General features: G+C 58.9%; 18 protein-coding genes. 6 read left to right on the top strand and 12 right to left on the bottom strand.

Annotated features, from left to right (window positions below; genetic code table 11):
* Positions 1-12 precede the first annotated feature (12 nt).
* Positions 13-717, bottom strand: a complete 705-nt coding sequence (locus tag SULPSESMR1_RS00635) for an SDR family oxidoreductase (protein ID WP_089419087.1) — start codon at positions 715-717, stop codon at positions 13-15.
* Positions 718-833: 116 nt separating this feature from the next.
* On the opposite strand from SULPSESMR1_RS00635, the gene SULPSESMR1_RS00630 reads away from it, so the two are divergent.
* Entirely contained in the window at positions 834-1,721 is an 888-nt protein-coding gene (locus SULPSESMR1_RS00630) for a LysR substrate-binding domain-containing protein (RefSeq protein WP_089419086.1), read from the top strand.
* A gap of 287 nt (positions 1,722-2,008) precedes the next feature.
* Here SULPSESMR1_RS00630 and SULPSESMR1_RS00625 read toward each other — a convergent pair whose 3' ends face one another.
* Positions 2,009-2,755, bottom strand: coding sequence for an NADPH-dependent F420 reductase (locus SULPSESMR1_RS00625; RefSeq protein WP_089419085.1), 747 nt, complete (start codon positions 2,753-2,755; stop codon positions 2,009-2,011).
* A 32-nt stretch (positions 2,756-2,787) separates the two neighbouring features.
* Positions 2,788-4,113: an NtaA/DmoA family FMN-dependent monooxygenase gene (locus SULPSESMR1_RS00620; protein WP_089419084.1), complete on the bottom strand. Its 1,326-nt coding sequence runs from the start codon at positions 4,111-4,113 to the stop codon at positions 2,788-2,790.
* A gap of 120 nt (positions 4,114-4,233) precedes the next feature.
* Here SULPSESMR1_RS00620 and SULPSESMR1_RS00615 point away from each other — a divergent pair, with 120 nt between their 5' ends.
* Positions 4,234-4,608 (top strand): winged helix-turn-helix transcriptional regulator, encoded by a 375-nt coding sequence (locus SULPSESMR1_RS00615; RefSeq protein WP_089422058.1) that lies wholly within the window; start codon positions 4,234-4,236, stop codon positions 4,606-4,608.
* Between the two features lie 208 nt (positions 4,609-4,816).
* On the top strand, positions 4,817-6,682 hold the full coding sequence (locus SULPSESMR1_RS00610) for a tannase/feruloyl esterase family alpha/beta hydrolase (RefSeq protein ID WP_089419083.1): 1,866 nt from the start codon (positions 4,817-4,819) through the stop codon (positions 6,680-6,682).
* A 232-nt stretch (positions 6,683-6,914) separates the two neighbouring features.
* On the opposite strand, the gene SULPSESMR1_RS00605 is transcribed toward SULPSESMR1_RS00610, so the two are convergent.
* The 5 genes from SULPSESMR1_RS00605 to SULPSESMR1_RS00585 all read right to left on the bottom strand — a co-directional run bounded on the left by SULPSESMR1_RS00605 (position 6,915) and on the right by SULPSESMR1_RS00585 (position 12,340).
* Positions 6,915-7,913 carry a metallophosphoesterase gene (locus tag SULPSESMR1_RS00605; protein ID WP_089419082.1) on the bottom strand — a complete coding sequence of 333 codons (999 nt, stop codon included), beginning with the start codon at positions 7,911-7,913 and terminating at the stop codon, positions 6,915-6,917.
* Positions 7,903-8,358, bottom strand: a complete 456-nt coding sequence (locus tag SULPSESMR1_RS00600) for a DUF6634 family protein (RefSeq protein WP_089422057.1) — start codon at positions 8,356-8,358, stop codon at positions 7,903-7,905. Before SULPSESMR1_RS00600 ends, SULPSESMR1_RS00605 begins: the two co-directional genes overlap by 11 nt.
* Before the next feature lie 89 nt (positions 8,359-8,447).
* Positions 8,448-9,497, bottom strand: coding sequence for an AAA family ATPase (locus SULPSESMR1_RS00595; protein WP_089422056.1), 1,050 nt, complete (start codon positions 9,495-9,497; stop codon positions 8,448-8,450).
* Between the two features lie 575 nt (positions 9,498-10,072).
* Positions 10,073-10,384, bottom strand: coding sequence for an ETC complex I subunit (locus SULPSESMR1_RS00590; protein ID WP_089419081.1), 312 nt, complete (start codon positions 10,382-10,384; stop codon positions 10,073-10,075).
* A gap of 87 nt (positions 10,385-10,471) precedes the next feature.
* Positions 10,472-12,340: a S1C family serine protease gene (locus SULPSESMR1_RS00585; protein WP_240311438.1), complete on the bottom strand. Its 1,869-nt coding sequence runs from the start codon at positions 12,338-12,340 to the stop codon at positions 10,472-10,474.
* A 201-nt stretch (positions 12,341-12,541) separates the two neighbouring features.
* Between SULPSESMR1_RS00585 and uvrB the strand changes: the two genes are divergently transcribed.
* Complete coding sequence (gene uvrB, locus SULPSESMR1_RS00580; protein ID WP_089422054.1) at positions 12,542-14,743, top strand: excinuclease ABC subunit UvrB; 2,202 nt, start codon at positions 12,542-12,544, stop codon at positions 14,741-14,743.
* Positions 14,744-14,749: 6 nt separating this feature from the next.
* Here the strand turns inward: uvrB and SULPSESMR1_RS00575 are convergent, their stop codons facing one another.
* Positions 14,750-15,301, bottom strand: a complete 552-nt coding sequence (locus SULPSESMR1_RS00575; RefSeq protein ID WP_089419080.1) for a hemerythrin domain-containing protein — start codon at positions 15,299-15,301, stop codon at positions 14,750-14,752.
* Positions 15,302-15,641: 340 nt separating this feature from the next.
* Here SULPSESMR1_RS00575 and SULPSESMR1_RS00570 point away from each other — a divergent pair, with 340 nt between their 5' ends.
* Both SULPSESMR1_RS00570 and SULPSESMR1_RS00565 read left to right on the top strand, forming a co-directional pair.
* The gene (locus SULPSESMR1_RS00570) at positions 15,642-15,827 is read left to right on the top strand and encodes a PLD nuclease N-terminal domain-containing protein (RefSeq protein WP_089419079.1); all 186 of its coding nucleotides are present in this window, start codon (positions 15,642-15,644) and stop codon (positions 15,825-15,827) included.
* A gap of 264 nt (positions 15,828-16,091) precedes the next feature.
* A complete protein-coding gene (locus SULPSESMR1_RS00565) occupies positions 16,092-16,637 on the top strand; it encodes a hypothetical protein (RefSeq protein ID WP_157728935.1) in 546 nt (181 codons plus the stop codon).
* Between the two features lie 66 nt (positions 16,638-16,703).
* Here the strand turns inward: SULPSESMR1_RS00565 and SULPSESMR1_RS00560 are convergent, their stop codons facing one another.
* The 3 genes from SULPSESMR1_RS00560 to SULPSESMR1_RS00550 all read right to left on the bottom strand — a co-directional run bounded on the left by SULPSESMR1_RS00560 (position 16,704) and on the right by SULPSESMR1_RS00550 (position 21,225).
* Positions 16,704-18,989 carry a glycosyl hydrolase family 28-related protein gene (locus SULPSESMR1_RS00560; RefSeq protein WP_089419077.1) on the bottom strand — a complete coding sequence of 762 codons (2,286 nt, stop codon included), beginning with the start codon at positions 18,987-18,989 and terminating at the stop codon, positions 16,704-16,706.
* Between the two features lie 158 nt (positions 18,990-19,147).
* Positions 19,148-19,549: a DUF4864 domain-containing protein gene (locus SULPSESMR1_RS00555; RefSeq protein WP_089419076.1), complete on the bottom strand. Its 402-nt coding sequence runs from the start codon at positions 19,547-19,549 to the stop codon at positions 19,148-19,150.
* Between the two features lie 98 nt (positions 19,550-19,647).
* Positions 19,648-21,225, bottom strand: coding sequence for a lysine--tRNA ligase (locus tag SULPSESMR1_RS00550; protein WP_089419075.1), 1,578 nt, complete (start codon positions 21,223-21,225; stop codon positions 19,648-19,650).
* Positions 21,226-21,317: the final 92 nt, after the last annotated feature.

Genomic DNA, 21,317 nt, shown 5'->3' with positions numbered 1-21,317 from the left:
ATGTTGGTTGCCTCAGACGCCACGGGTCAGTCCTCCGTCGATCCGCCAGTTCTGCCCGGTGACATAGCTGCCGCCTTCCGCAGCGAGCCAGCCGATGAGCGAGGAGACCTCTTCTCCTTTGCCGTAGCGGCCCATTGGGATGCGCGCGCGGCGGTCCTCGGTCTCCGGCAGGCTATCAATGAAACCCGGCAGAACGTTGTTCATGCGGATGTTCTGAGCGGCATACTTGTCCGCGTATAGCTTCCCGAAACCGGCGAGGCCGGCACGAAAGATGCCCGAAGTTGGAAAGAGCGGGTCGGGCTCGAAGGCGGCGAAGGTCGAAATGTTGATGATCGCGCCGCCGCCCTGCGCCGCCATGATCGGCGTTACAAGACGGGTGGGACGGATCACGTTCAGGAGGTAGACATCAAGTGCCGCATGCCACTCGTCATCGGTGATCTCGAGGATCTCGCCCTTGGGTCCATGCCCGGCCGAGTTCACCAAGACGTCAACGCGGCCCCAGCGGTCCATCGCGCTGTCGACAAGGCGGGCAAGATCCTCGACCGACTGGTTCGATCCGGTGACGCCGAAGCCGCCAAGATCTTCGGCAAGTGCCTTCCCCTTTCCGGATGAAGACAGGACGCCGACCTTGAAGCCGTCGGAGGCCAGGCGTTTCGCAGCAGCAGCTCCCATACCGCTGCCGCCTGCCGTGATGAGTGCTACTTTTTCTGTTGCCATGGTCCTATTCTCCTTACTGGCCGTAGAGTCCGGTTGCATCTGTTTCCCAGCAAGTAAGGGGTATAGGGTGCCCTGACCAGCCAGATGGGCTGTTTCATGAGTGTAGGAAATCTATCGTGTCGAACGAAAACGGCTTGCCGCCCCTTAACGGCCTCCGGGCATTCGCAGCGGCGGGCAGACATCTGAGCTTCCGCGCGGCGGCCGACGATCTAGGCGTGACCCAGAGCGCGGTGGCCCAGCACGTGCGCGGACTCGAGGAACATCTCGGGCTCCGCCTGTTCTTGAGGGAGCCGCGCGGCCTGGCATTTACCGACGAGGGGCGTGCCTACCACGCGGCGGTCTTGCGTGCTTTCTCCCAGCTCCGGGAGGCGACCGCAGCGCTTCGGTCAGCACCGTCGCGTGTGACAATCAGCGTGACACCCACCTTTGCGTCGAAATGGCTCATTCCAAGGCTCGCGGAGTTCACCCAAGCCTATCCCGACATTGATCTCCGCATCACCGCCACCGAACGCGTCTCGAGCTTCCACGCTGACGGGATCGACCTGGCGGTCCGACAGGGGCGACCGCCGTTCGGGGCGAGCTTGCGCGCCGACCTTCTGTTCCCGCAGGAGGTTGTCGCTGTCTGCGCGCCACATCTGGTTGCGGCACAGGGTCGCCCGCTCGATACGGCGGCTCTTTCGTCCATGGCGCTCCTACACGACACACACGATCTTTGGCCGAAGTTCATCGAAGTGGCCTTCGGGGGTGAAGTAGACCTGTCGCGCGGTCTTCGATTCAACCAAACGACACTGACTCTCGACGCGGCCTTGGCTGGGCAGGGTATTGCGCTGGCAAGCCGTTTCCTCGTTCAGCGGGACCTGAAGGCTGGGCACCTTGTGCAACCGCTCGACAGCACTCTCGAAGGTGGACTTGACTTCTATCTCCTGACGCCCCGACAAGGCGCGTCTGATGCCTCATTGCACGTCCGGGACTGGCTGCTCGGCATGACAAGCGAAGGAGCCTAAGTGGATCGCCCAGGTTCGTCGCGGGCAAGGCAGCTTTGTCCCGCACACTGTGAGTTCGCCCATCACCTGCACCTGAGTTTGCGTTTGCGTTTGCAGCGAATGGCTGATTTCTCAACATTGCCAGAAACGTTCAATAATTGCTTGGGTTTGGAACGGAGTTTGTGGCGGCGCTAATCAGGGTGGTTTGCGCATGGCGACGCGCCGATGTGGCCTGTTCCGAGAATACCGATTTTCATGAGTTGATACCTTTCTCTACAGTTATCGAGTGAGTTTAGGGATTGTCTGGGTCAGGAAACGCCGTTGTGCTCACGGTTCAGCCAAGGAAGGTCCGAAGGCGCAAGAGACCGGTCAAAGCTCTTGATCCGCTCGAACAAAAGATCGCGAGCTTTCAGGCGCTTTTCGTCGTCCGCCATGGTTAGCCCGCGACGCATGGTCTCCGCACCGTAGTCGCAGCAATATCCGGGTGTGCCAGGCTGATGACGCCAGCTGTCAGCCAGCGATCCGGTATCTACCGGATCGAATCCGACTGCGTTCACGATCTCCATGGCAATGCGCTTCGCATCGGCATCGTCGCCCGCCACCCCTACGGCCAGACGTTCGCGCGCGCCTTCCTTGCAGCCCTTGTTAGCCAGCGACTCCGCGAGGATGTTGTTGAACGCCTTGATGACCGGACGGCCGATCTGCTCCGAAACCCAGATGCTTTCGACCTTTCCTTCATCCAACTCCGGAATCTGGGGATCGCGCATTCCCGGATAGTAGTTGCTGGTGTCGATGATCGGGACGTCTGCGGGGACGCTATCGAAAAGATCCGCGGGCAGCTCGCTCAGGGCGGGCAGCGGGATCGACAGAATGATCGCGTTAGCTGTCTTCACTGCGCCGCGGACATCGGCCGCGACGGCGTCAATTTCTGCGGCGAAGTCCCTGACCGCGTCGGCTCCCCTCGAGTTCGCAACGCGCACCTCATGTCCCGCCGCGCGTAACTTACGGGCCAGGGTGCCACCGATGTTCCCGATGCCGATAATTCCTATTTTCATGTCGCTTCCTTTCGTGTTGTGAGGTTATGGTCTCAATCCATGACGCGCGGGTCGGGTCCATACTGCGCGGGAGCGCCGAGATGACCGCGCAGTGTGGCGCTCTCGTAGTCGGTGTGGAATAGCCCCCGCTCTTGCAGGATGGGCACCACCCCGTCGACGAAGGCATCGACGCCGTCTTCATAGATGTCAGGTGAGATCCAGAAGCCGTCTGCAGCTTCGGCCTCGAACCATTCCTGCATGTGGTCAGCCGCCTCAACGGCGGGTCCCGCAATGACAGGGTGGTAGTCAATCACGCCATGGGCCAGCACATCGCGCAGGCTCCACCCCTGCCGCGCGATCTTCAGCGCATGAGCCGATCGGGGGTCATGCGGCGAAGGACGGGCTGCGGCCAGCTGGTCCGGCGATATCGGATCGTCGAGGCGCGCCGGATCGAGCCGCACGCCCAGCATTTGCTGCAGATAGGCTGTGCGCTGCGGAAACGTCCGCCCCGTCATCGCAATCCGGCGATCAAGGGCCGTGCGCCGGTCCTTTGCGATTGTCGTCATCAGGCCAGGAAAATACTTTATCTCATCAGGGTCGCGGCCGGCACGTTCTGCTCCTGCACGGAAGGCAGCCCGTTGGGCGCGCGCATCCTCGATCGTGAAGCTCGCGCCGATCGCAACGCTTGCATAGCGTCCTGCCAAAGCATGCGCGTTCGGGCTGCCGCCCGCATGGACGACAACAGGCTGTCCCTGCTCGGACGGTGGAATGTAGAGAGGTCCGCGGGAGGCCACATATTTTCCGCCAAGGTTGATCGGGACGACGTCGTCACCCTTGGCGAATTGCCCAGTTGCCTGATCATGCACCCATGCATCTTGCCCCCAGCTGCCCCAGAGAGCCTGCACCAGCCGGACCATCTCGTCCGCACGGCCATAGCGATCGGCGCTGGACGGTATCCGCTGGCCATAGTTCGCGGCCACGTCCTCCCCGCTGGATGTGACGGCATTCCAGCCGGCCCTGCCATGGCTCATGATGTCCAGCGCCTTGAACTGCCGGGCCAGGTTGTAGGGTTCGCTGAAGGTGGTGGAGCCGGTCGCGATCAGACCGATGCGGCTGGTCTCGCGCGCGATTGCAGCCAGCGTGAGCATGACGTCGAGGTTGAAGTTCGGGGCTTCGTTGTCGATGTCGACCATCTGGCTCGGACCGTCCGGCAGGAAAAGAAACTGGAACTTTCCCCGCTCTGCCGCCTTCGCCTGCCGGACTTTCGCATCGAAGCTGACGTAGCTTTTCGGATCCACCCCCGGCATGCGCCAGGCTCCGGGCTGCGAACCGTAGCCGTTTCCCAGGTGCATTCCGATAATTATCTGTCGTTGTTTCATAATCGCTTTCTTGGCAGTGCCGGGTCTTACAAACATTCAGTTAAGATGCTAAATGAGGAGCAAGTCAGGATTACGCAAGAACCCACCAAAAAGTGGGTTACCAACCAAAAGGTAAGTTACATGGAGCGAGATTGGCGGTGCGAAGACCCCAAGCAACAGCTTGTCTGGGCCGCAGCTTCGAGTGAAACGCTGCGCGTGCTCGAAGGCAAGTGGAAGATCGTCATCATCGTTCAGCTCTTCGCCGCCAAGGCTCCGTTGCGGTTTTCTGAACTTGAGCGTCGGGTCGAAGGCGTGAACCAGAAGATGCTCATCCAACAGCTCAAGGATCTGGAAAAGGACGGCATAGTTACCCGCAAAGTCTACCCCGAGGTTCCGCCTAAGGTCGAGTATGCGCTCAGTGACATGGGCCTCGCTCTTGGCCCGGCGATAGAAGCGCTGGTTGACTGGGCCTTCCTACGCAGCGAAATGCGAGGCGAACCTGTTTCAGGCTCGTGAGAACTTGTCTGACGAAGATCTCGTCGGGTTCTCCTTGCCGACGCCTTTGATCTGGATTGAGCAACAGCGCATTCGCCATCCGGCTCCGTTTCACAATTAGGAGTAACGCACCTTTTGGTGGGTTCTTGAAATAAATGGCGTTCCTGTCAGTTTCTTATCCAGGGCACGGACTGACTTGGTCCGCGAAACGCTGAACAGGAGGACCGAAATGGAGCATGCACTCAAGACCCGGAACGCCAAGTCTGCGGCTTTTGCGGACAGTCCGAAGGAAACAAGGCGCCGAAGTTCCGGCATACTCGCACTGGCCACTGCCAGCATCGCCTTGCTTGCGTCTCTCGGCATCGCCGAGGCCCAGCAATCAGAGACCTCCGGCGCGGCGTCCTGCGACGACGGCCTCATGGCCTCGATCGCTGAAATGCCTGATACCGAAGCTTTGCTCGTGAAGTCGTTTAGGCAAGGCGAGCAGCTGCTTCTTGATCCGGGCGGTGCCTCAGGCGCCGAGGTGGTTGAGGGCGGTTCGAATGCTACAATTCCCGTTGCCGGAACCGATCTTTGTCTGGTCAAGCTCCTGGTTGGCCCCGGGAATCCAGGACCCGAAGGAGCGCCATCCACCTCGGCGGGAATCGGCATTGAAGTTCTGCTGCCGACTCCCGTTAGCTGGAACAAACGCATCCGTGCCTACGGCAACAGCGGCTGGTCGGGGACGCCGCAGACGAGTCTCTCCGTCATCGCCAGCGACGATCTGCATGCGGCCGCAGCGGCCCAAGGGTTCGTGGTTGCAACATCCGACAACGGTCATGTCGGATCGGTCATCGACCCCTCATTCGCCATGAACCCTGATGGCAGCATCAGTTCCGTCGGTTGGCAGGACTTCTCCGAGCGCAGCCTGCATGAGCTGGCTGAAAAGACCAAGGCGCTGACCCGGCTCTATTACGGGCGACCACACGAATATGCATACTGGGACGGCTTTTCGACCGGCGGCCGCCAAGGCTTGAAGCTGGCGCAGGCCTACCCAGAGGATTTCGACGGCATCCTTGTCGGCTCTCCGGCTATCAACTGGACCAGATACCACACGGCAAATCTCTATGCTCAGATCGCGATGCTGGAAGACCTCGGCCAGCTGATCTCGCCCGAGAAGCTGTCCACAGCCACCGAGGCCGCGATCGCGGCGTGCGGAGGTGCGGAACTGGGGTTCCTCATCGACCCGCTGGCTTGCAGCTATGACGTGACCGAAGATGACAATCTGATCTGTGCGGACGGGGGCAACGGTTCAGAGGGTGGTGCCGAGACATGCCTGACTCCCGCCGAAGCGGGGGTTATCAACAAGATCTGGTATGGCCAGACGGCAGACGGCGGCGCGCCGGACCCGCAGACAGATCATGGCGCAGAACTCACGCTTTCTGACGACAGGCTATGGTTCGGCTGGACCCGTGACACCAACTTAGCCACGACGTCGGCCGGTGGCGCGCCGGGCCTCGTCCTGGCTGCCGACCAGACCGCCCTGTCGTTGCAGGACCCCACGCTCGGCAGCGAGTTCTTCAAGAATGAAATCGGAGACGGCGAGAACCTTTGGCGCGAGACTCTTGGCTATGCCGGTCTGGCAAATGCACAGGCGGAGGGCGTGCGGCTACAATCCGAGTTCAGTCACATCAACACGAATGATCCCGACTTGGCTGAATTCGCCGCAGCAGGAGGCAAGATGGTGATGTATCAGGGGCTAGCGGATGAATACATTCCGGCGCAAGGCGCGATCCATTACTACGAACAGGTCATGGCCGAGATGGGCGGAGCTGAGACCGTGCAACCGTTCTTTCGCTTCTACCTGATTCCAGGCTTCACACACAGCGGGCGGTCGGAAGGTGGACCCGCTGTGCCCGTGCCGCAGCCAGCGTCGGGGCGCGACGAGATGTTCTCGGCACTGCAAATCTGGGTGGAGCAGGGCGATGCACCCGAGCGGCTTGAGTTGGTCTCGGCGGACGAGACAATGACTTTACCGACCTGCGTATACCCAAATAAAATCACGTATCGCAGTAACAGCCCCTCAACGTCTGCGGATAGCTATTACTGCAAGTGACAGGTCTCGCCATGTTCAGAGCGGACCTACGGCGGCGCTACGTGCAGTCGGGTGCCAAGGTCGTGACAATGTTTGCTCCTGAGGTTTTTCGCGCTCGCAGCGAACGGCAGGTAGGTCCGCGCTGCGATCCTTTGCCCTCGGAATATGCTGCGCGATGCACCCACGGTTGGTCTGGCGAAGCTGCGTTGCGGCATCGCATCTGACTTCGGGCGTCGGCTTCGGGCCGGCCGCTTCAAACGACTGACTTACCTACCGCACGGATCTGAACCTCCGCCTGGCCTGCACGCGTCCTAAAATGTGCGAAGGCCAATTGAGGTCTGTACGCGGCACCGATATCGAGGGCGACCGTTCGATAGTCATCAATGCCGTCACAGATATCCAGATCCCCGGCATCAACAAGGTCCTGGCGTACCGCGGGTGTGTGGCCATGCACGACCACAGTCGGCTTTTGTGCGCGCCGCTCCGGATCAGAATCGTTGACGTCCCACCCGCCGCGGTGGGTCAAAAACGTATGACGGATATTCGCCCAGTGATCTTCCATTTTGATGAAGCGGCGGGACAACCCCAGAAAAGCTGCGCGGTTCTGAAATGGGTGTATACCTGCATGCACAAACAGGAGGTCGCCAAGATAGAGATGTGTCGCCCCCGAAGCCATTGCTCTCAGATATTCAGGGTGCAGATTATCTTTCAGCTTTGCCGCTATCTCGTCCCAGCTGTGCGTTTCTGCCGACAGACCAAGCTCGGCCATGACCCTGTCACCGCCCAGCATTCCCCAGAAGTCAAGATATTTTGGACCTTCGAGCGTCAGCATCAAAACGAGATCATGGTTGCCGGGTAGGACATGCAGATCATCAACATCTGCAAGCCAACCGGCATTCATGGCGAGATCAACGGCGCGGATGGATGCAGGTCCCCGATCTATGAGGTCACCCAAAAAGACAAGATGCCGTTTGTGCGCTTCGCGTGGGGTATTCTTGATTTCTCCGAGTACCTGCTCAAGTAGCTCAGCCTGCCCGTGAACATCCCCAATTGCGAAGATATCGATGTCTTCTGGAAGAGAACCGGGAAGGTCTCGCCAAGGCAAGTAGAAGGAATTGAAGGCTGTCAGTCCATCGGGCATGTTGATCTTGTCCGTTCTGGTTGAAGCTTCGTAGCGACCCCGGTCGATGTCAACCGTAGGCGGAATCCGGTCTCCTTCTCGAACCCAAACTGCGGTCTTTTCATTGAACATTTCTGTCCCCTCCCGTGTCGTCCTGCCGGATACGGTCCCGCCAAGCCATCAAAAGTTGACCAAGCAGCGACACGTCATCAAGTGGCCGATACCCTGGCAAGTCGACCTGTACAAATCCCGAAGGGGCTTCCTCCATCCCGAGGCCCTTGGCGATCTTCGCCTCATAGGCAGAGAAGGGTTGAGCCAGAACATACCACCGTGACGCCGTACGCGCCCAAGCTCGGTCGACGTCAATTGCGACAAGCTGGGATGTCGTGATCCAGCCGCCTTTCAGCCTTGGGTGCCCAGACGCGATCCCCCAGAGTATGGGGGCGCCATGGCGCGATACATGTGGACGCCAATATGTCAGGATTGGTGCGCCGGCGAGGTCGGTTTCGGAAGGTCCGGCATCAGCAGCGGTGATGGCAGTACGTATTTTCTGAGCCCAGAAGTCTCTATTGTTCATGGGGAACTCCATTAGATTCTGATAGTGTGATTGAGGGACGGTCATTAAGGTCATGCGGACGAGACACACCTCGGCCCCGCCGACATTGTTCAGTGCAACACTGGACGGTTCATCGCCTGGTCGACAGCATCCAGCATCCGAACGACCGATCTCAGGCTGACGTTGTGCGGCTTCTTGATTGCCATGATGACGTCCTTGACGGCATCAACGGCATCTGGGGGAAGGTCACGTCGCAACCCTTCGCGCTCAGCAAATCCGAACAGGTGTTCTTGCGTCAGGGCGCGCAGTTCGGTGGGAGGGCATCGGCTCAGGAACGGCTCTGCGAGACCACGCAGGCTATTGGCTGTCAGGACCCATGTGATCCAAGACATGTCGAAATCTATACGGAAGTAAGGGCATGACCAACGACGCGCGGTGGACCTCTCAAGGAAGGGCAGCAAACCCTCAGTCAGAGAATACCGCTGACCGCCTGCTGACTGGACCTCCCCCGCTTTCTCGATCTCGTCGACCACGATCACAGGATTCGCAATCTGAGACGCCATGATCCCTTCCAGAACCTTTCCCGGGCCCGCTGATCCCCATCCCTTTTGAGACCCCGTAACCGCAAATGCGGCGGGTTCACTCGTGGCCTCTATGATTGTCGTCGGCACGGAGAGCTGCGCGCCCAGCAGGCGAGACCAGTAGCTTTTACCGATCCCGGGCGGACCGACGAGGAGCATTGGCCGGACAAGGGGCGCAGGATCACCATTGCGGACCGAGGCCCGCATATCGTGCCAAAGACGCTCTGTTGCAGGAGCCATCCAGGGCATCTCCGTGTGCAGACAACTGGCGATTTCGTCCGCGCGGTGCTCGGTCTCTACGCACTTTAGCTCTGCACCCCCTCGGAAAACTTGCAACTTTCTGCGATCTTTGTCGTCGAGATGGTCCATGCCTGATCGGCGTGAAACTGCGCTGAGATATGCTGCCGCCCTTCGCCGTACTTTTAGCCGGTCGGCTTCGGACAGCGCGTAGTCAAATTTTGGGCTCCCGATTTGTTCTCTGAAACTATCCAGGAACTTCCTTAGACGAACTTCGATGTCGTGGGCCGACGGGATGTTGTGATCCGGGAAACTGACGTCGGCAAATTGAATACGGGGCATATGGTGTCCTCTCTGAACCGGCCCGCCCATCTTTTGGGCGGCCAGCATCTGGCAGCGTTTGGCTGCCAAGGGTTTCAGTACGAGGATCCGGATCCTTGAGAACGTAATGAGAACATTTTTGCAGGTGCGTCAATGCTGGCGCTGACCCTTGGACAGCCGTCCCTGGATCAGAAAGAGCGCACAGCGCATTTCACCTTAAGCCATTGATATAAAACAAAACCACCGCCAACTAAGGTTGACGATGGTCATTTGATCTGTGTCGGAATGGTCAAAAAACTCCACGAATGGTCATTTTATGCCGGGTCTCACACTACATGAAGAACTTAGGTTTCTCTTACGCACTTGGAGTAACCGCAACCCATGCAGGACGCGCATCCTTCAACTGATCGCACATCAACCTAGCACCTAGTATCTCGATACAGCTCCGGTGGCCCGCTGCAATATCCCCGAAAACAAGGTAAGGGCAAATTCCGTGAAATCAACATATACACAAGGGGCACGACTGACGCTCTATATATAGATCTCGGGAAAAACTTAGCCTTCTCTGGGAAGAACTTAGGTTTCTCTTACAACGCCTAGTGCGTCCAGACACCGCGCCGGTTTGTGGCGAAGTTATCGCCGTAGCCGCCGGGGCGGATGTTGGCTTTGCGTTTGTTGGGGTCTTGCACCACGGCATCGATGCCATTTTCGCGGGCATAGTCTTCGGCCTGCTCGCGGGTATCAAAGCGCAGGCGCACTTGGGCTTGGGTGTCGTCAGACGATGTCCAACCCATCAGCGGGTCAACCGTGCGCGCGGTGGCGGGGATGAAATCCAGCACCCAGCCCTTGGTGCGCGCGTTGCCTGACGACATGGCGGTTTTGGCGGGTTGATAGATTCGTGCGCGCATGAACGGGCTCCTGATGTTACTGGGTGATATATCGGCAATTTCGCCCCGTGGGGCAAGATGCGTTTTGACGCGGGCGCCGAGCGGGTGCTAATCGCATTCGATGAAAGTGGTGAACGCCTTGGCGGTTTCGGCCAGTGCCACGGGCGACAACACCGGTGCGTCCGAACGTTCGGCGTGGCGCACGCCGTTCATCCGCAGATAGCGTTTGGCGACGCCGCCGCGAATGGCAAAGTTGATGTTTTGGGGAATGTCCCCAATCCGCTCGGCCAGCCGCTGCGCGTCCAGTTTCGAGACCACCACGCCAACCACCCGCCCTTGAGAGTCGACCACAGGACCGCCGGAGTTGCCGGGTTGGACGGGCGCAGTGATCTGCATGGTGATGGAATCGCCGCTAAGACCGGTGACGGCAGACACCGCACCGCGTGTCACGTTCAAGCCACCCAACAGGCCGCTGAGCGGATAGCTCAGCACCGTCACGTCCGAATTCAACCCCGCAGGCGCGGGTGCGAAGGTGGCATAGGGCAGCGACTTGGCCGCGTTGATGGACATCAGCGCCAGATCATAGGTGTCGGAAACATGGCGCAGGCTCGCGGGGCGTCCGTCGATGCGCAGGTCTGTGCAGCCGTCAACCACATGGGCGTTGGTCAGGACCAGCCCGTCCGAGCGCACGATGATGCCGGTGCCGGAACTGCTGGTGCTGCGCTTGGGGGCAGGGCGTGTGGGCACCGCTTCTGGCTGGACCACGCGGCGTGGGCGATTGACGCTGTCGCCGAGACTGGTGGGGGGCGTCGGGCGGACTGTGGGCGGGGCCACGGCGATCTGCCGCGGCGGGGAAGAGATACGCGGGCGGTTCACACTGTCCCCCGGACTGGCGGATGCAACAGGGGCGGTGGGCGTTGGTGTGACACCGGCAGGTGCCTCTTGGTCCTGACGGTCGATAAAGTCGATGGTCGCCTGAATGCTGCGATCGAGAAAGCCACCCTTCTGAAACCGTATCTGAACGGCCTGCCCTTCTTGCATCGAGGCGGTGACTGCTCGCACCAACGACACATCCCGATCATCCGCCGAGATTATTACGGTGGACCAGTGGCCTCTTAGAAAGTGCGAACGGGCATAAAGATGGCGGCCATTCGATTTCTGCACCGCCGAAACCGCAAAACCATCCTTGCTCACCGAATAGGGGTCAGAACCCGCCGCCGCCTCGGCAATGACAAAGTCATGAATCTTTTGCGCGCGGGGCGGATCGCTGGTGGTAAAGGAATAGCGCAAGCTGCTGGCGGTGTGGTCCCAATTGGTAAAGTTGACCTCCGAGCCTGCCTGTTCTGCCTGTGCTGTGGGGAACAGATAGGCCATGCCCAGCGTCGGATTGTACTGCATCTGCCAGCCGTCGCGGGCCATCTCTTCGACCAGATCAAGGGCCAGCCCCGACAGGTGCCAGTTCGCCGGAGCCTGCCCGCTTTCGCGGAACGCATAGGCCTCCAGCGCTTGCTGGCTGCGTTTGCCCCACTTGCCGTCAAGCAGGCCGTTGTAATCACCCTGAAATGCCAGTGCCAGTTGGATAAAGCGTTTGTCCTGTTGACCCATGCGCCCAGGGTCCACTGCCTGCCAGATGATGTTCGACCCTGTTGCCACCGCATCAAACCGCGCGGCGACACGGGTGTAACCTTTGCCAGCCGAACACAGCGCATCATTGGGCAGCCTGCCCGAGGCCTTGCCCTGCGCCAGAACCGTGTCAGCACGTTCCATGTGCACCACTTGGGCGGTGATGGCGTACCAGCCGTTTTGCGACAGATAGACAGTGGTGTCGCGGTCGGACCAGCGGGCACGCACATCGTCCGCCGCCAGCGCCAGCGTCGGACGCAACGACAGCACTACGGCGCAATAGCCATCGGGGATCTGGGACAAAGCACTGGTGGCCAGTGAAAGGAGGGCAAGGGTAAGCGAAATCAGGCGCATAACAAACATCCGGTAAAAACTACTGAAAAGATTAACGCGGCGTGGCGCGCTTTTCTATCTTTACGCTTTACGTGCTTGTAAATTATTCTCACGCTGCAGTTGTCCTCACTCTGCTGCTGACAATTTCTGACAGCAATGCCCCGCCACCCCCTTGCGCCCGTCGCGAAACGGGCCAAGTTGGGAGGTGAAAGCGAGATTGCCATGCCCTACGCCCACTCCGACTCGTCTGCGCCGGTGTTGTCGAACCCTGCGCCCGACGTAAAAAACCGCCCCAAGCTTGAGGGCGGAAAACGCTTTACATTGCACACAGAGTTCGAGGCCGCAGGCGACCAACCCACAGCCATTGCCGAACTGACCCAAGGTGTTCTGGCAGGCGAACAAAATCAGGTTTTGTTGGGGGCCACAGGAACAGGTAAGACTTTCACGATGGCCCGCGTGATCGAAGAAACCCAGCGCCCTGCCATCATTCTGGCACCGAACAAAACGCTGGCGGCGCAGCTTTATGGCGAGTTCAAAGGCTTTTTCCCCGATAACGCAGTCGAATATTTCGTCAGCTACTATGACTACTACCAGCCCGAGGCCTATGTGGCGCGGTCGGACACCTATATCGAGAAAGAAAGCCAGATCAACGAACAGATCGACCGTATGCGCCACTCGGCCACGCGGGCGCTGCTGGAACGTGACGATGTGATTATCGTGGCGTCGGTGTCGTGCATCTATGGCATCGGCTCGGTCGAGACCTATGGCGCGATGACGCAAGACCTGAAAGTCGGGCAGATGTACGACCAGCGTCAAGTAATCGCCGATCTGGTGGCCCAGCAATACAAGCGCAACGATCAAGCGTTCTTTCGGGGTGCCTTCCGCGTGCGCGGCGATGCGCTGGAGATTTTTCCCGCCCACCTTGACGACCGCGCATGGCGATTGTCGTTTTTTGGCGAAGAACTGGAGAGCATCACCGAGTTTGACCCGCTGACTGGCGAAAAGACCGACAAAATGGATCATATCCGGGTCTATGCGAACAGCCACTACGTGACGCCGAAACCGGCGATGAGCCAAGCGATCATCGGCATCAAGAAAGAGCTGCGGATGCGGCTGGACCAGTTGGTGGGCGACGGCAAGCTGCTGGAGGCGCAGCGGCTGGAACAGCGCACCAACTTTGATCTGGAAATGCTGGAAGCCACGGGCGTGTGCAACGGTATCGAAAACTATTCGCGCTATCTGACTGGCCGCGCCCCCGGGGAGCCGCCCCCCACCCTGTTCGAATTCATCCCCGACAATGCCATCGTCTTTGCCGATGAAAGCCACGTCAGCGTGCCGCAGATCGGCGGCATGTATAAGGGTGACTTCAGACGCAAGATGACTTTGGCGGAACATGGTTTCCGCCTGCCCTCGTGCATGGACAACCGCCCGCTGAAGTTCGAGGAATGGGACGCCATGCGCCCGCAATCGGTCTTTGTCAGCGCCACGCCCGCCGCGTGGGAGATCGAGCAAACCGGCGGCGTGTTCACCGAACAGGTGATCCGCCCCACCGGTCTGGTCGATCCGATGATCGAAATTCGCCCCGTCGAGATGCAGGTCGACGATCTGCTGGACGAAGTGCGCAAGGTGGCCGCCAATGGTATGCGCACGCTGTGCACCACGCTGACCAAACGCATGGCCGAAGACCTGACCGAATACATGCACGAACAGGGCATCCGCGTGCGCTATATGCACAGCGACATCGACACCATCGAACGGATCGAGATTCTGCGCGATCTACGACTGGGCGCCTTCGACGTACTGATCGGGATCAACCTGCTGCGCGAAGGTCTGGATATTCCCGAATGCGGGCTGGTGGCCATTCTGGACGCCGACAAAGAGGGCTTTTTGCGGTCCGAAACGTCACTGGTGCAAACCATCGGACGGGCTGCGCGGAACGCTGACGGGCGGGTCATCATGTATGCCGACCGCATCACCGGCAGCATGGAACGCGCGATGGGCGAAACCGAACGCCGCCGCAACAAGCAGCTTGCCTATAACAAGGAACACGGGATTACGCCTGCGACAGTCAAAAAGAACGTCGAGGATATTCTGGCCGGTCTCTACAAAGGAGACACCGACCAAAGCCGTGTGACAGCCAAGATCGACAAAGGTCTGGTGGGCGGAAACTTGCAGACGGTTCTGGAAGGGCTGCGCACCGACATGCGCAAGGCCGCAGAAAACCTTGAGTTCGAAGAGGCCGCACGACTGCGCGACGAAGTCAAACGGCTGGAAGCTGTCGATCTGGTCGTGGCCGACGACCCGATGGCGCGGCAATATGCTGTGGAAAAGGCGGTAGGCGACGCGCAAAAGGCCTCGGGCCGTAGCACCGGAGGCCGTGGCGGCATGCGCGGCGGAAAATCACGGTACGGAGGTAAGCGGTAGGACAGCCTACCCCTGAAAACCCGTTTCCAGCACGACCGGCACCACGATGTCTTCCTCATCGGTCAAGTGGCGTTCCAGCAGCGTGCCGAAATCGGTCAGCGTGTCGCGGAACGTACCGATCTCTCCGCCTTTAAGCACCGCATTGGCGCCATTGGCCATGCCATGCAGCAGCCCGTCCATTGCCAAATGGTCGCTTTCCAACAGATCAAAGGCCCGCTCGATCCGACCGTCCAACTGGACCAGTTGCGGAAAATAATGGGCGTCTTCGATATGGTGGTGGCCGTGCAGTTCATTCAGCAGCGACCCTGCATAATGTGACAGACGCGGGGCGTAATCCTTGAACCCGATGTTACGATCCATAAGCTGTTCGGCGTCTTGGTTCAGCAACCCGATCAGCTGGCGGAACATCATATGCCGCTGCATCCAGAACTGGATCATCTGGTTGAAGTTTTCGTGCTGCTCCCACTGTCCGCGCGGATAGGCATCGGCCAAGACACGCAAGCTGTCGGGAAGGCCATCGCGCTGATCCAGCGCCAGAGGGTTTACAGGTTTTTTCATGCCATGCGCCTATCACAGGGCTTTGGGGCGCTCAACGTGCGCCATTGCACTGCGGCTCTGCACAGATGCAACCTGGCCCCGTCAGACTGCCTTCAGTTCGAAATGGATTGAGGGTCGTCCCTGGACGGGCGAGCCGCAATGCAAAACGGCGACGGTGATAGTGGCTGCAACCTTCGTGGCAGCTCCCTTTGATTTTCCATTGAATTCATGCCCTTGCGGCCAACCGCCGCCATGCGGTGCGTTTGGTTGCCGGAAGTAGTTTTCACCATCTGCGGAACCATCAACCACAGTTCGAGGTTGAGAAGCCAGATATGCAGAAACGCAATGAAGGGAAGTCATCATGGGTTATTCATTATTCGGACTGTTGGTTCTGATCGCTGATATCTATGCGATCTACCAAACACTGACGTCTTCAGCCTCGACCGGCGCCAAGGTCATCTGGACGCTGGTCATTCTGTTCCTGCCTGTTCTGGGCTTTATCGCGTGGCTGGTTGCAGGCCCGCGCGGCAGCACCGTCAAAGTCTGAGACGACACTGGCAAGACACCCCAAGCCGGACAGCCCGACAACGGCTGTCCGGCCTTTGACGTATCGGAAAGAGGTCTACCCGTCGTAACCCGTTGTTAACCACGTTCGCCCCAAGATGCCGGTTCAATCAGAGGGAACGTCGTGCGTCTGTGGCTTGCTATATTTTGCGGTGCATGTCTTGCCGCACCGGCAGCGGACGCTGGGGGGTGGCTGCGTAAAAAAGGCGGCGGGTTCGTATCAACGTCCAACACGTTGACAGATCAGTTGCACACCAAAAGCAGTTTTTATCTTGAATTCGGTCTGACCGCAAAAACAACCATCGGCGTCGACATCGACATGACCCTGACCGGATTGGGCCAGACGGGGGCGGGTCAGATTTTTGCCCGTCGCGCCCTGCCCCTTGGCAGCGCCAAGACGGTCTGGGCCTATCAGGTGGGTCTTGGCATGGCGTTCGAGGGGGTCGCATTTGCCCCGCTGGCCCAGCTTGGCCTGAGCTATGGGCGTAGCATCAAGCTGGGCAAATATGATGGTTGGCTGGCCGTGGACACCTCCGCGCACTGGAACTTTGGCACATCCGTGCGCGCGTTGAAAATCGACACCACTGCCGGGTTGACGTTGGGCGCACGCAGCAAGGTGATGATGCAGATTTTCTGGACCGCCGACAGCCTGGGCGGTACCAGCACCACCCTGTCCCCATCCTATATCTACACCCCGAAGCGTGGCAAGTTCAGCTATTTAATTGCAGTCGAGTCCACCCAAAGCACTGCCGCCAGCTATGGGATCAAAGCGGGTCTTTGGCGCGATTTCTAATCACCGGATGGCACAAGACCCGCACCCAAGGGGCGCGGGTCTTGAACGGCAGCACACGTAAATTGCCTAGTTATCCATGCGAACAACCAAGTTGACCGTTCCCTTCATGGGCTGGTCCCACCCCAGATGAACCTGATCGCGGTTTGGCCCTTCTTCAGGATCGGTATAGGGCATGTCGAAACGGGTCACGTTGTTTTCATTGCGCAACCGGCCATGCGCCGTGACGCTGACAACCTGACTGGCCCAGCCTTCAAAGGGCAACTCACCTTTGGTGTCGATTACCCACGTTTGCGCTGTGCCGGCCTCGCCGTGGCGCAAGCGCAACGGGTTGGACACGGGCGTGTTGATCCCATGGAACGAATTGCCGTGAAATTCGACATCCTTGAAGCGCCCGCGATCCAGATCGGCAAAGGAGGTGTCCACACGTTCAACCCTGTCTATGTTGCCGCTGATCGAGCGGAACTTGTTGCCCGTGATCGACAGACCGGCCAAAAAGTGCCCCGCCCCGTGCGGCTTGACCACGATATAGCTGAACCACGGTGCGACGCCACCGGACAGGAACGTGTTGCCGGTGATCGACAACGCGCTGAACGAAAATTCCGAGCTGAACTCCGGGGCCTGATCGTGTTCGTTGGTCCATTCGATAAAGCAGTTGTCGATGTAATTGCCCGAAATCACTCCCGAACTGTGCGGCTTGGCCATGACGATGCCTGCGCTGCGGATACCGCCATCGACCGTGTCACCCTGAAAAAAATGGTTGCCGATAATGATTGACGACCCGCCCCCAATCACCGCCCAATGACGGAACTTGGTCGCACGGTTGTTGCGGATCTTGACGTCGTTGGCGTTGGTGTTGAAACCGACCGAAACGCGGTCGGACACGTTCGCACCGTCTTCGGACGACAGGAACTGGCAGCGGTCGATGATCATGCCCTGACAGCCGCCCCCATGCGAGGTGATGCCACGGTCTTTTGGCCGTGAGATAAAACAGTCCTGCACCGTAAACGTCAGGCCGGATTCCGCCAGCAATATGCCCGAGCACACGTTGTTGCACGGGAATTCAATCCCGTCGAGGCCGAACTTGGCAAGGTTGGAAAAGCCACTGAAATCCAGCAGATATTTGAACCGCTTGAACGTAAAATTCTGCGTGCCCTCCGCATCAAACAGCGGGGCTGACAAGGTAATGTGCTGCTGCGCCACGTTCTTCGAGCGCACATAGACCTCGCGGCCAACCCCGTTGCCTTCGACAAGGCTGCCGACCTCAATGTTGGCGACGTTCACCACATTGTCCAGCCGTGTGGTGTTACCCGGGTCATAAGTTGCCTGCGATGTGGTGGTATAGGTGGTCCAGGCCGCCGCGCCCGATGCCTCAAACTGGCCGTTGCGGATGATGCGGCGGGTGGCATAGCTGGTCTTGCTGGGGACGGTTGCGATCATGTCAATCGGAGCCGTCACGCTGATCTTGCGGCCGCCCATATCCAGCGATTCATGGTCGGCGTTGTTCAGCAGCGCCTGAAACGCCTTTTTGAAGGCCTCTTCTTCGTTCTCGAAGGCGTCGATGTAGGCAGGCAGATGAAAATCGCGGCGCAGCAGTAGAACAGCCTCTGCCGGCATACTCACCGTGCCCTCGAACCTTACGTGGGTGTCAAAGGTGACATCGTTGTTCAGTCGGTACACACCCGCAGGCACCAGTACATGCCGCCCGTTCGCCACTGCATTGGCGGCATCAAAGGCCGCACTGTCGTCTGTGGTGCCATCGCCAACCGCGCCAAAGTCACGAACATCCACCTGCGCCAGCATATCGCGCAGAAAAACTGCAGTTACGTCTTCGATCACGATGTCATCTATGCGCACCACGCCACCGTTCGATCCGGTCAGGTCCAGCCCGAAATGGCCATAGAGTGCCTGACGCCCCCACACCAGATCAACGCCATTGCGATTACCGGTACCGATGATCGCACTCACCTCGACGATCTTGCCATAGGTGGTCAGGGGCACGCTGTCGCCAATCTGGGCCACCCCCGAAACGTTGCCGCCACCCGCAGCCGCTGCATAGCCTGCCACGCGCACCGACGGCAGATTGCCACTGATCGCTTTAACCCGCACCGTTACGCGCAGATAGCACCCCGGCAGCAGGGGCGTTTCGCCCATGTACCGCAGCTTGGTGGTCGATGCGTTCTTCTGAAGTTCAAGACAGCCGCCAAAATCCTGATCGGCGGGAACAAAGGCCGCGTTGGCGGCGCTTGCATAGGTGTCTGATCCCGGTGTGCCGTCACCGCTGGAATACACATCCAGACCATTTGCGAACGGCGGCGGCATCAGCAGCACGCCATCGGTAATTGCCTTGTTCATAAATATCACCCTTTCCCGCAGCGTGGCAAAGGGCCGAATGGCCCCTGCCTACGCCGGTGTTGACCTGACAGGGGCGACGCCACCCGTTAAGGCGTCCGGATGTACCAATACGGGATTAACAGTGCCTCACAGCACCGTCACGGTGGACAGTCAGCGTGTCAGACGGCAACCGCGCTGCTGTCCAGAAGGGCCACACCGTTGATTTTCCACCCCTCTTGGGTCTGCAACATCCGGTAGTCCAGCACATGCACCCCGCCCTTTTGGTCGGTGATCATGACCTTTTGCCAGATCGTCCCGTCTTCTGTGCGCTGCTCGAGGTAGTCCACCTGTGCGGGTCGCCAGACCATAGGATAACCTTGGGTGACCATTCGGCGAAAGTTATCGGGCGTGCGGAACATGCTTTGCAGTGACGGACTAGCAAAACCAAAAGCCTGATCGAAGTCATCGGCCTGAAACGCTTGGATCTGACGGCTGATCGTATCTTCGATCCCCGCCTCTTGGGCCTGAGCGGACAAAGACAACGTCACGGCGATCAGGGCAGACAGAAAAAATCTCAACATGGCATACCTCGTTATGAACAACGGGCAACCTAGCGTAAATTCTTCAAACGGCAAAATGTGAACGGGCACGTCCCCGTTCACATCTGTTCGATATGTCCTCAGGCGACCAGTTCACCCGCCAAAGCCTGTTCAATCAGCGCCACGGTTTCATCGACACCGTAAAGTGCAATAAAGCCGCCAAAGCGCGGGCCCTGACTTGCGCCCAGCAGCACTTCGTACAGCGCTGTGAACCATGCGCGCAGCGGGTCGAAACGGTCACGCCCCACGGCGTAGACGATGGATTGCAATGCCTCGTCATCCAACTCACCGTCATAGGCCTTAAGCGCGTCACGCAACGCTTCCAGTGCCTCGCGTTCAAGGTCTGTTGCCAGACGGAAAGTGCGCTTGGGCTTAACAAAGTCATTGAAATACCGCACGGCAAAGCCTGCGGCCTGATCCATATCGGGATTACTCTGCGGTGTCGCATCGGGCGCATAGCGCTGGATAAAGCCCCAAAGCTGGTCCTTGTCTTCGGCCTGAGAGACGGACGCAAGGTTCAACAGCATCGAGAACGGCACCAGCATTTTAGATGTCGGAACATCACCACCGTGAATGTGCCACACCGGATTGTTCAGCCGCGCCTTGTCGTCCTGATCGACATAGGCCCGCAATTGCTGGTGATATTCGTCCACCGCCTTCGGGATCACATCAAAATGCATCCGTTTGGCGGTTTTGGGCTTTTGATACATGAAATACGACAGGCTTTCGGCGCTAGCGTAGGTCAGCCATTCGTCAATGCTGACACCGTTGCCCGAAGATTTTGAAATCTTCTGCCCGTTCTCGTCCAGAAACAGTTCATAAGTGAAATGTTCCGGCGCTTTCCAACCAAGGATACGGCAGATGCTGTCATAAATCGGTGTGTTGGTGCTGTGGTCCTTGCCATACATCTCGAAATCCACCTCCAGCGCCGCCCAGCGCGCGCCAAAGTCGGGTTTCCACTGTAGCTTCACATTGCCGCCGGTCAGCGGCAGCGTCATTTCGGTGCCGTCCGCGTCATCAAAGGTAATCGTGCCCTCGGCGGCGTTCACTTCCTTCATTGGCACATACAGAACCCGACCGGTTTCAGGGTGGATCGGCAGAAAGATCGAGTAGGTCTGGCGACGCTCTTCGCGCAAGCTTTTCAGCATGACGGCCATGATCTCGTCGTATTTTTCGGCGGCCCGCAGCAGGATTTCGTCGAATTTGCCCGAAGCATAGAATTCGGTGGCCGAGATGAACTCGTATTCAAAGCCAAAGGTATCCAGGAACCGGCGCAGCATCGCGTTATTGTGGTGGCCGAAGCTTTCGAATTTCTCGAACGGGTCCGGCACCGATGTCAGCGGCTTTTGCAGATATTCTTGCAATGCGTCGGGGTTTGGCACGTTACCCGGAACCTTGCGCATTCCGTCCAGATCGTCCGAGAAACAGATCAGCCGCGTCGGGATGTCGCTAATTTCCTGAAACGCGCGGCGGATCATCGTGGTTCGCGCCACCTCGCCAAAGGTGCCTATATGCGGCAGGCCGCTGGGGCCATAGCCGGTTTCGAACAGCACATAGCCCTTTTCGGGCGGTGCCTTTTCATAGCGTTTGAGGATGCGGCGTGCTTCTTCAAAAGGCCACGCTTTGCTGGTCATGCCAGCTTCCGTCATTTTCGCCATGTCACATATCCTTAACATCGGACGCGCATAACCGCGCAGTCCGCCGCTACCTATTGTGCAAAGGGTAGCGCGTCAATATTCTGCACCTGCAA

The organism is Pseudosulfitobacter pseudonitzschiae (assembly GCF_002222635.1).
Classification (GTDB): Bacteria; Pseudomonadota; Alphaproteobacteria; order Rhodobacterales; family Rhodobacteraceae; genus Pseudosulfitobacter; species Pseudosulfitobacter pseudonitzschiae_A.
This window is presented reverse-complemented; position numbering and strand designations above follow the sequence as displayed.

Excerpts from the sequence above, each read along its gene's own strand:
- SULPSESMR1_RS00635 (WP_089419087.1), bottom strand. The coding sequence starts at position 717 with ATGGCAACAGAAAAAGTAGCACTCATCACGGCAGGCGGCAGCGGTATG.
- SULPSESMR1_RS00625 (WP_089419085.1), bottom strand. The coding sequence starts at position 2,755 with ATGAAAATAGGAATTATCGGCATCGGGAACATCGGTGGCACCCTGGCC.
- SULPSESMR1_RS00620 (WP_089419084.1), bottom strand. The coding sequence starts at position 4,113 with ATGAAACAACGACAGATAATTATCGGAATGCACCTGGGAAACGGCTAC.
- SULPSESMR1_RS00615 (WP_089422058.1), top strand. The coding sequence starts at position 4,234 with ATGGAGCGAGATTGGCGGTGCGAAGACCCCAAGCAACAGCTTGTCTGG.
- SULPSESMR1_RS00610 (WP_089419083.1), top strand. The coding sequence starts at position 4,817 with ATGGAGCATGCACTCAAGACCCGGAACGCCAAGTCTGCGGCTTTTGCG.
- SULPSESMR1_RS00605 (WP_089419082.1), bottom strand. The coding sequence starts at position 7,913 with ATGTTCAATGAAAAGACCGCAGTTTGGGTTCGAGAAGGAGACCGGATT.
- SULPSESMR1_RS00600 (WP_089422057.1), bottom strand. The coding sequence starts at position 8,358 with ATGAACAATAGAGACTTCTGGGCTCAGAAAATACGTACTGCCATCACC.
- SULPSESMR1_RS00595 (WP_089422056.1), bottom strand. The coding sequence starts at position 9,497 with ATGCCCCGTATTCAATTTGCCGACGTCAGTTTCCCGGATCACAACATC.
- SULPSESMR1_RS00590 (WP_089419081.1), bottom strand. The coding sequence starts at position 10,384 with ATGCGCGCACGAATCTATCAACCCGCCAAAACCGCCATGTCGTCAGGC.
- SULPSESMR1_RS00585 (WP_240311438.1), bottom strand. The coding sequence starts at position 12,340 with ATGCGCCTGATTTCGCTTACCCTTGCCCTCCTTTCACTGGCCACCAGT.
- uvrB (WP_089422054.1), top strand. The coding sequence starts at position 12,542 with ATGCCCTACGCCCACTCCGACTCGTCTGCGCCGGTGTTGTCGAACCCT.
- SULPSESMR1_RS00575 (WP_089419080.1), bottom strand. The coding sequence starts at position 15,301 with ATGAAAAAACCTGTAAACCCTCTGGCGCTGGATCAGCGCGATGGCCTT.
- SULPSESMR1_RS00570 (WP_089419079.1), top strand. The coding sequence starts at position 15,642 with ATGGGTTATTCATTATTCGGACTGTTGGTTCTGATCGCTGATATCTAT.
- SULPSESMR1_RS00560 (WP_089419077.1), bottom strand. The coding sequence starts at position 18,989 with ATGAACAAGGCAATTACCGATGGCGTGCTGCTGATGCCGCCGCCGTTC.
- SULPSESMR1_RS00555 (WP_089419076.1), bottom strand. The coding sequence starts at position 19,549 with ATGTTGAGATTTTTTCTGTCTGCCCTGATCGCCGTGACGTTGTCTTTG.
- SULPSESMR1_RS00550 (WP_089419075.1), bottom strand. The coding sequence starts at position 21,225 with ATGGCGAAAATGACGGAAGCTGGCATGACCAGCAAAGCGTGGCCTTTT.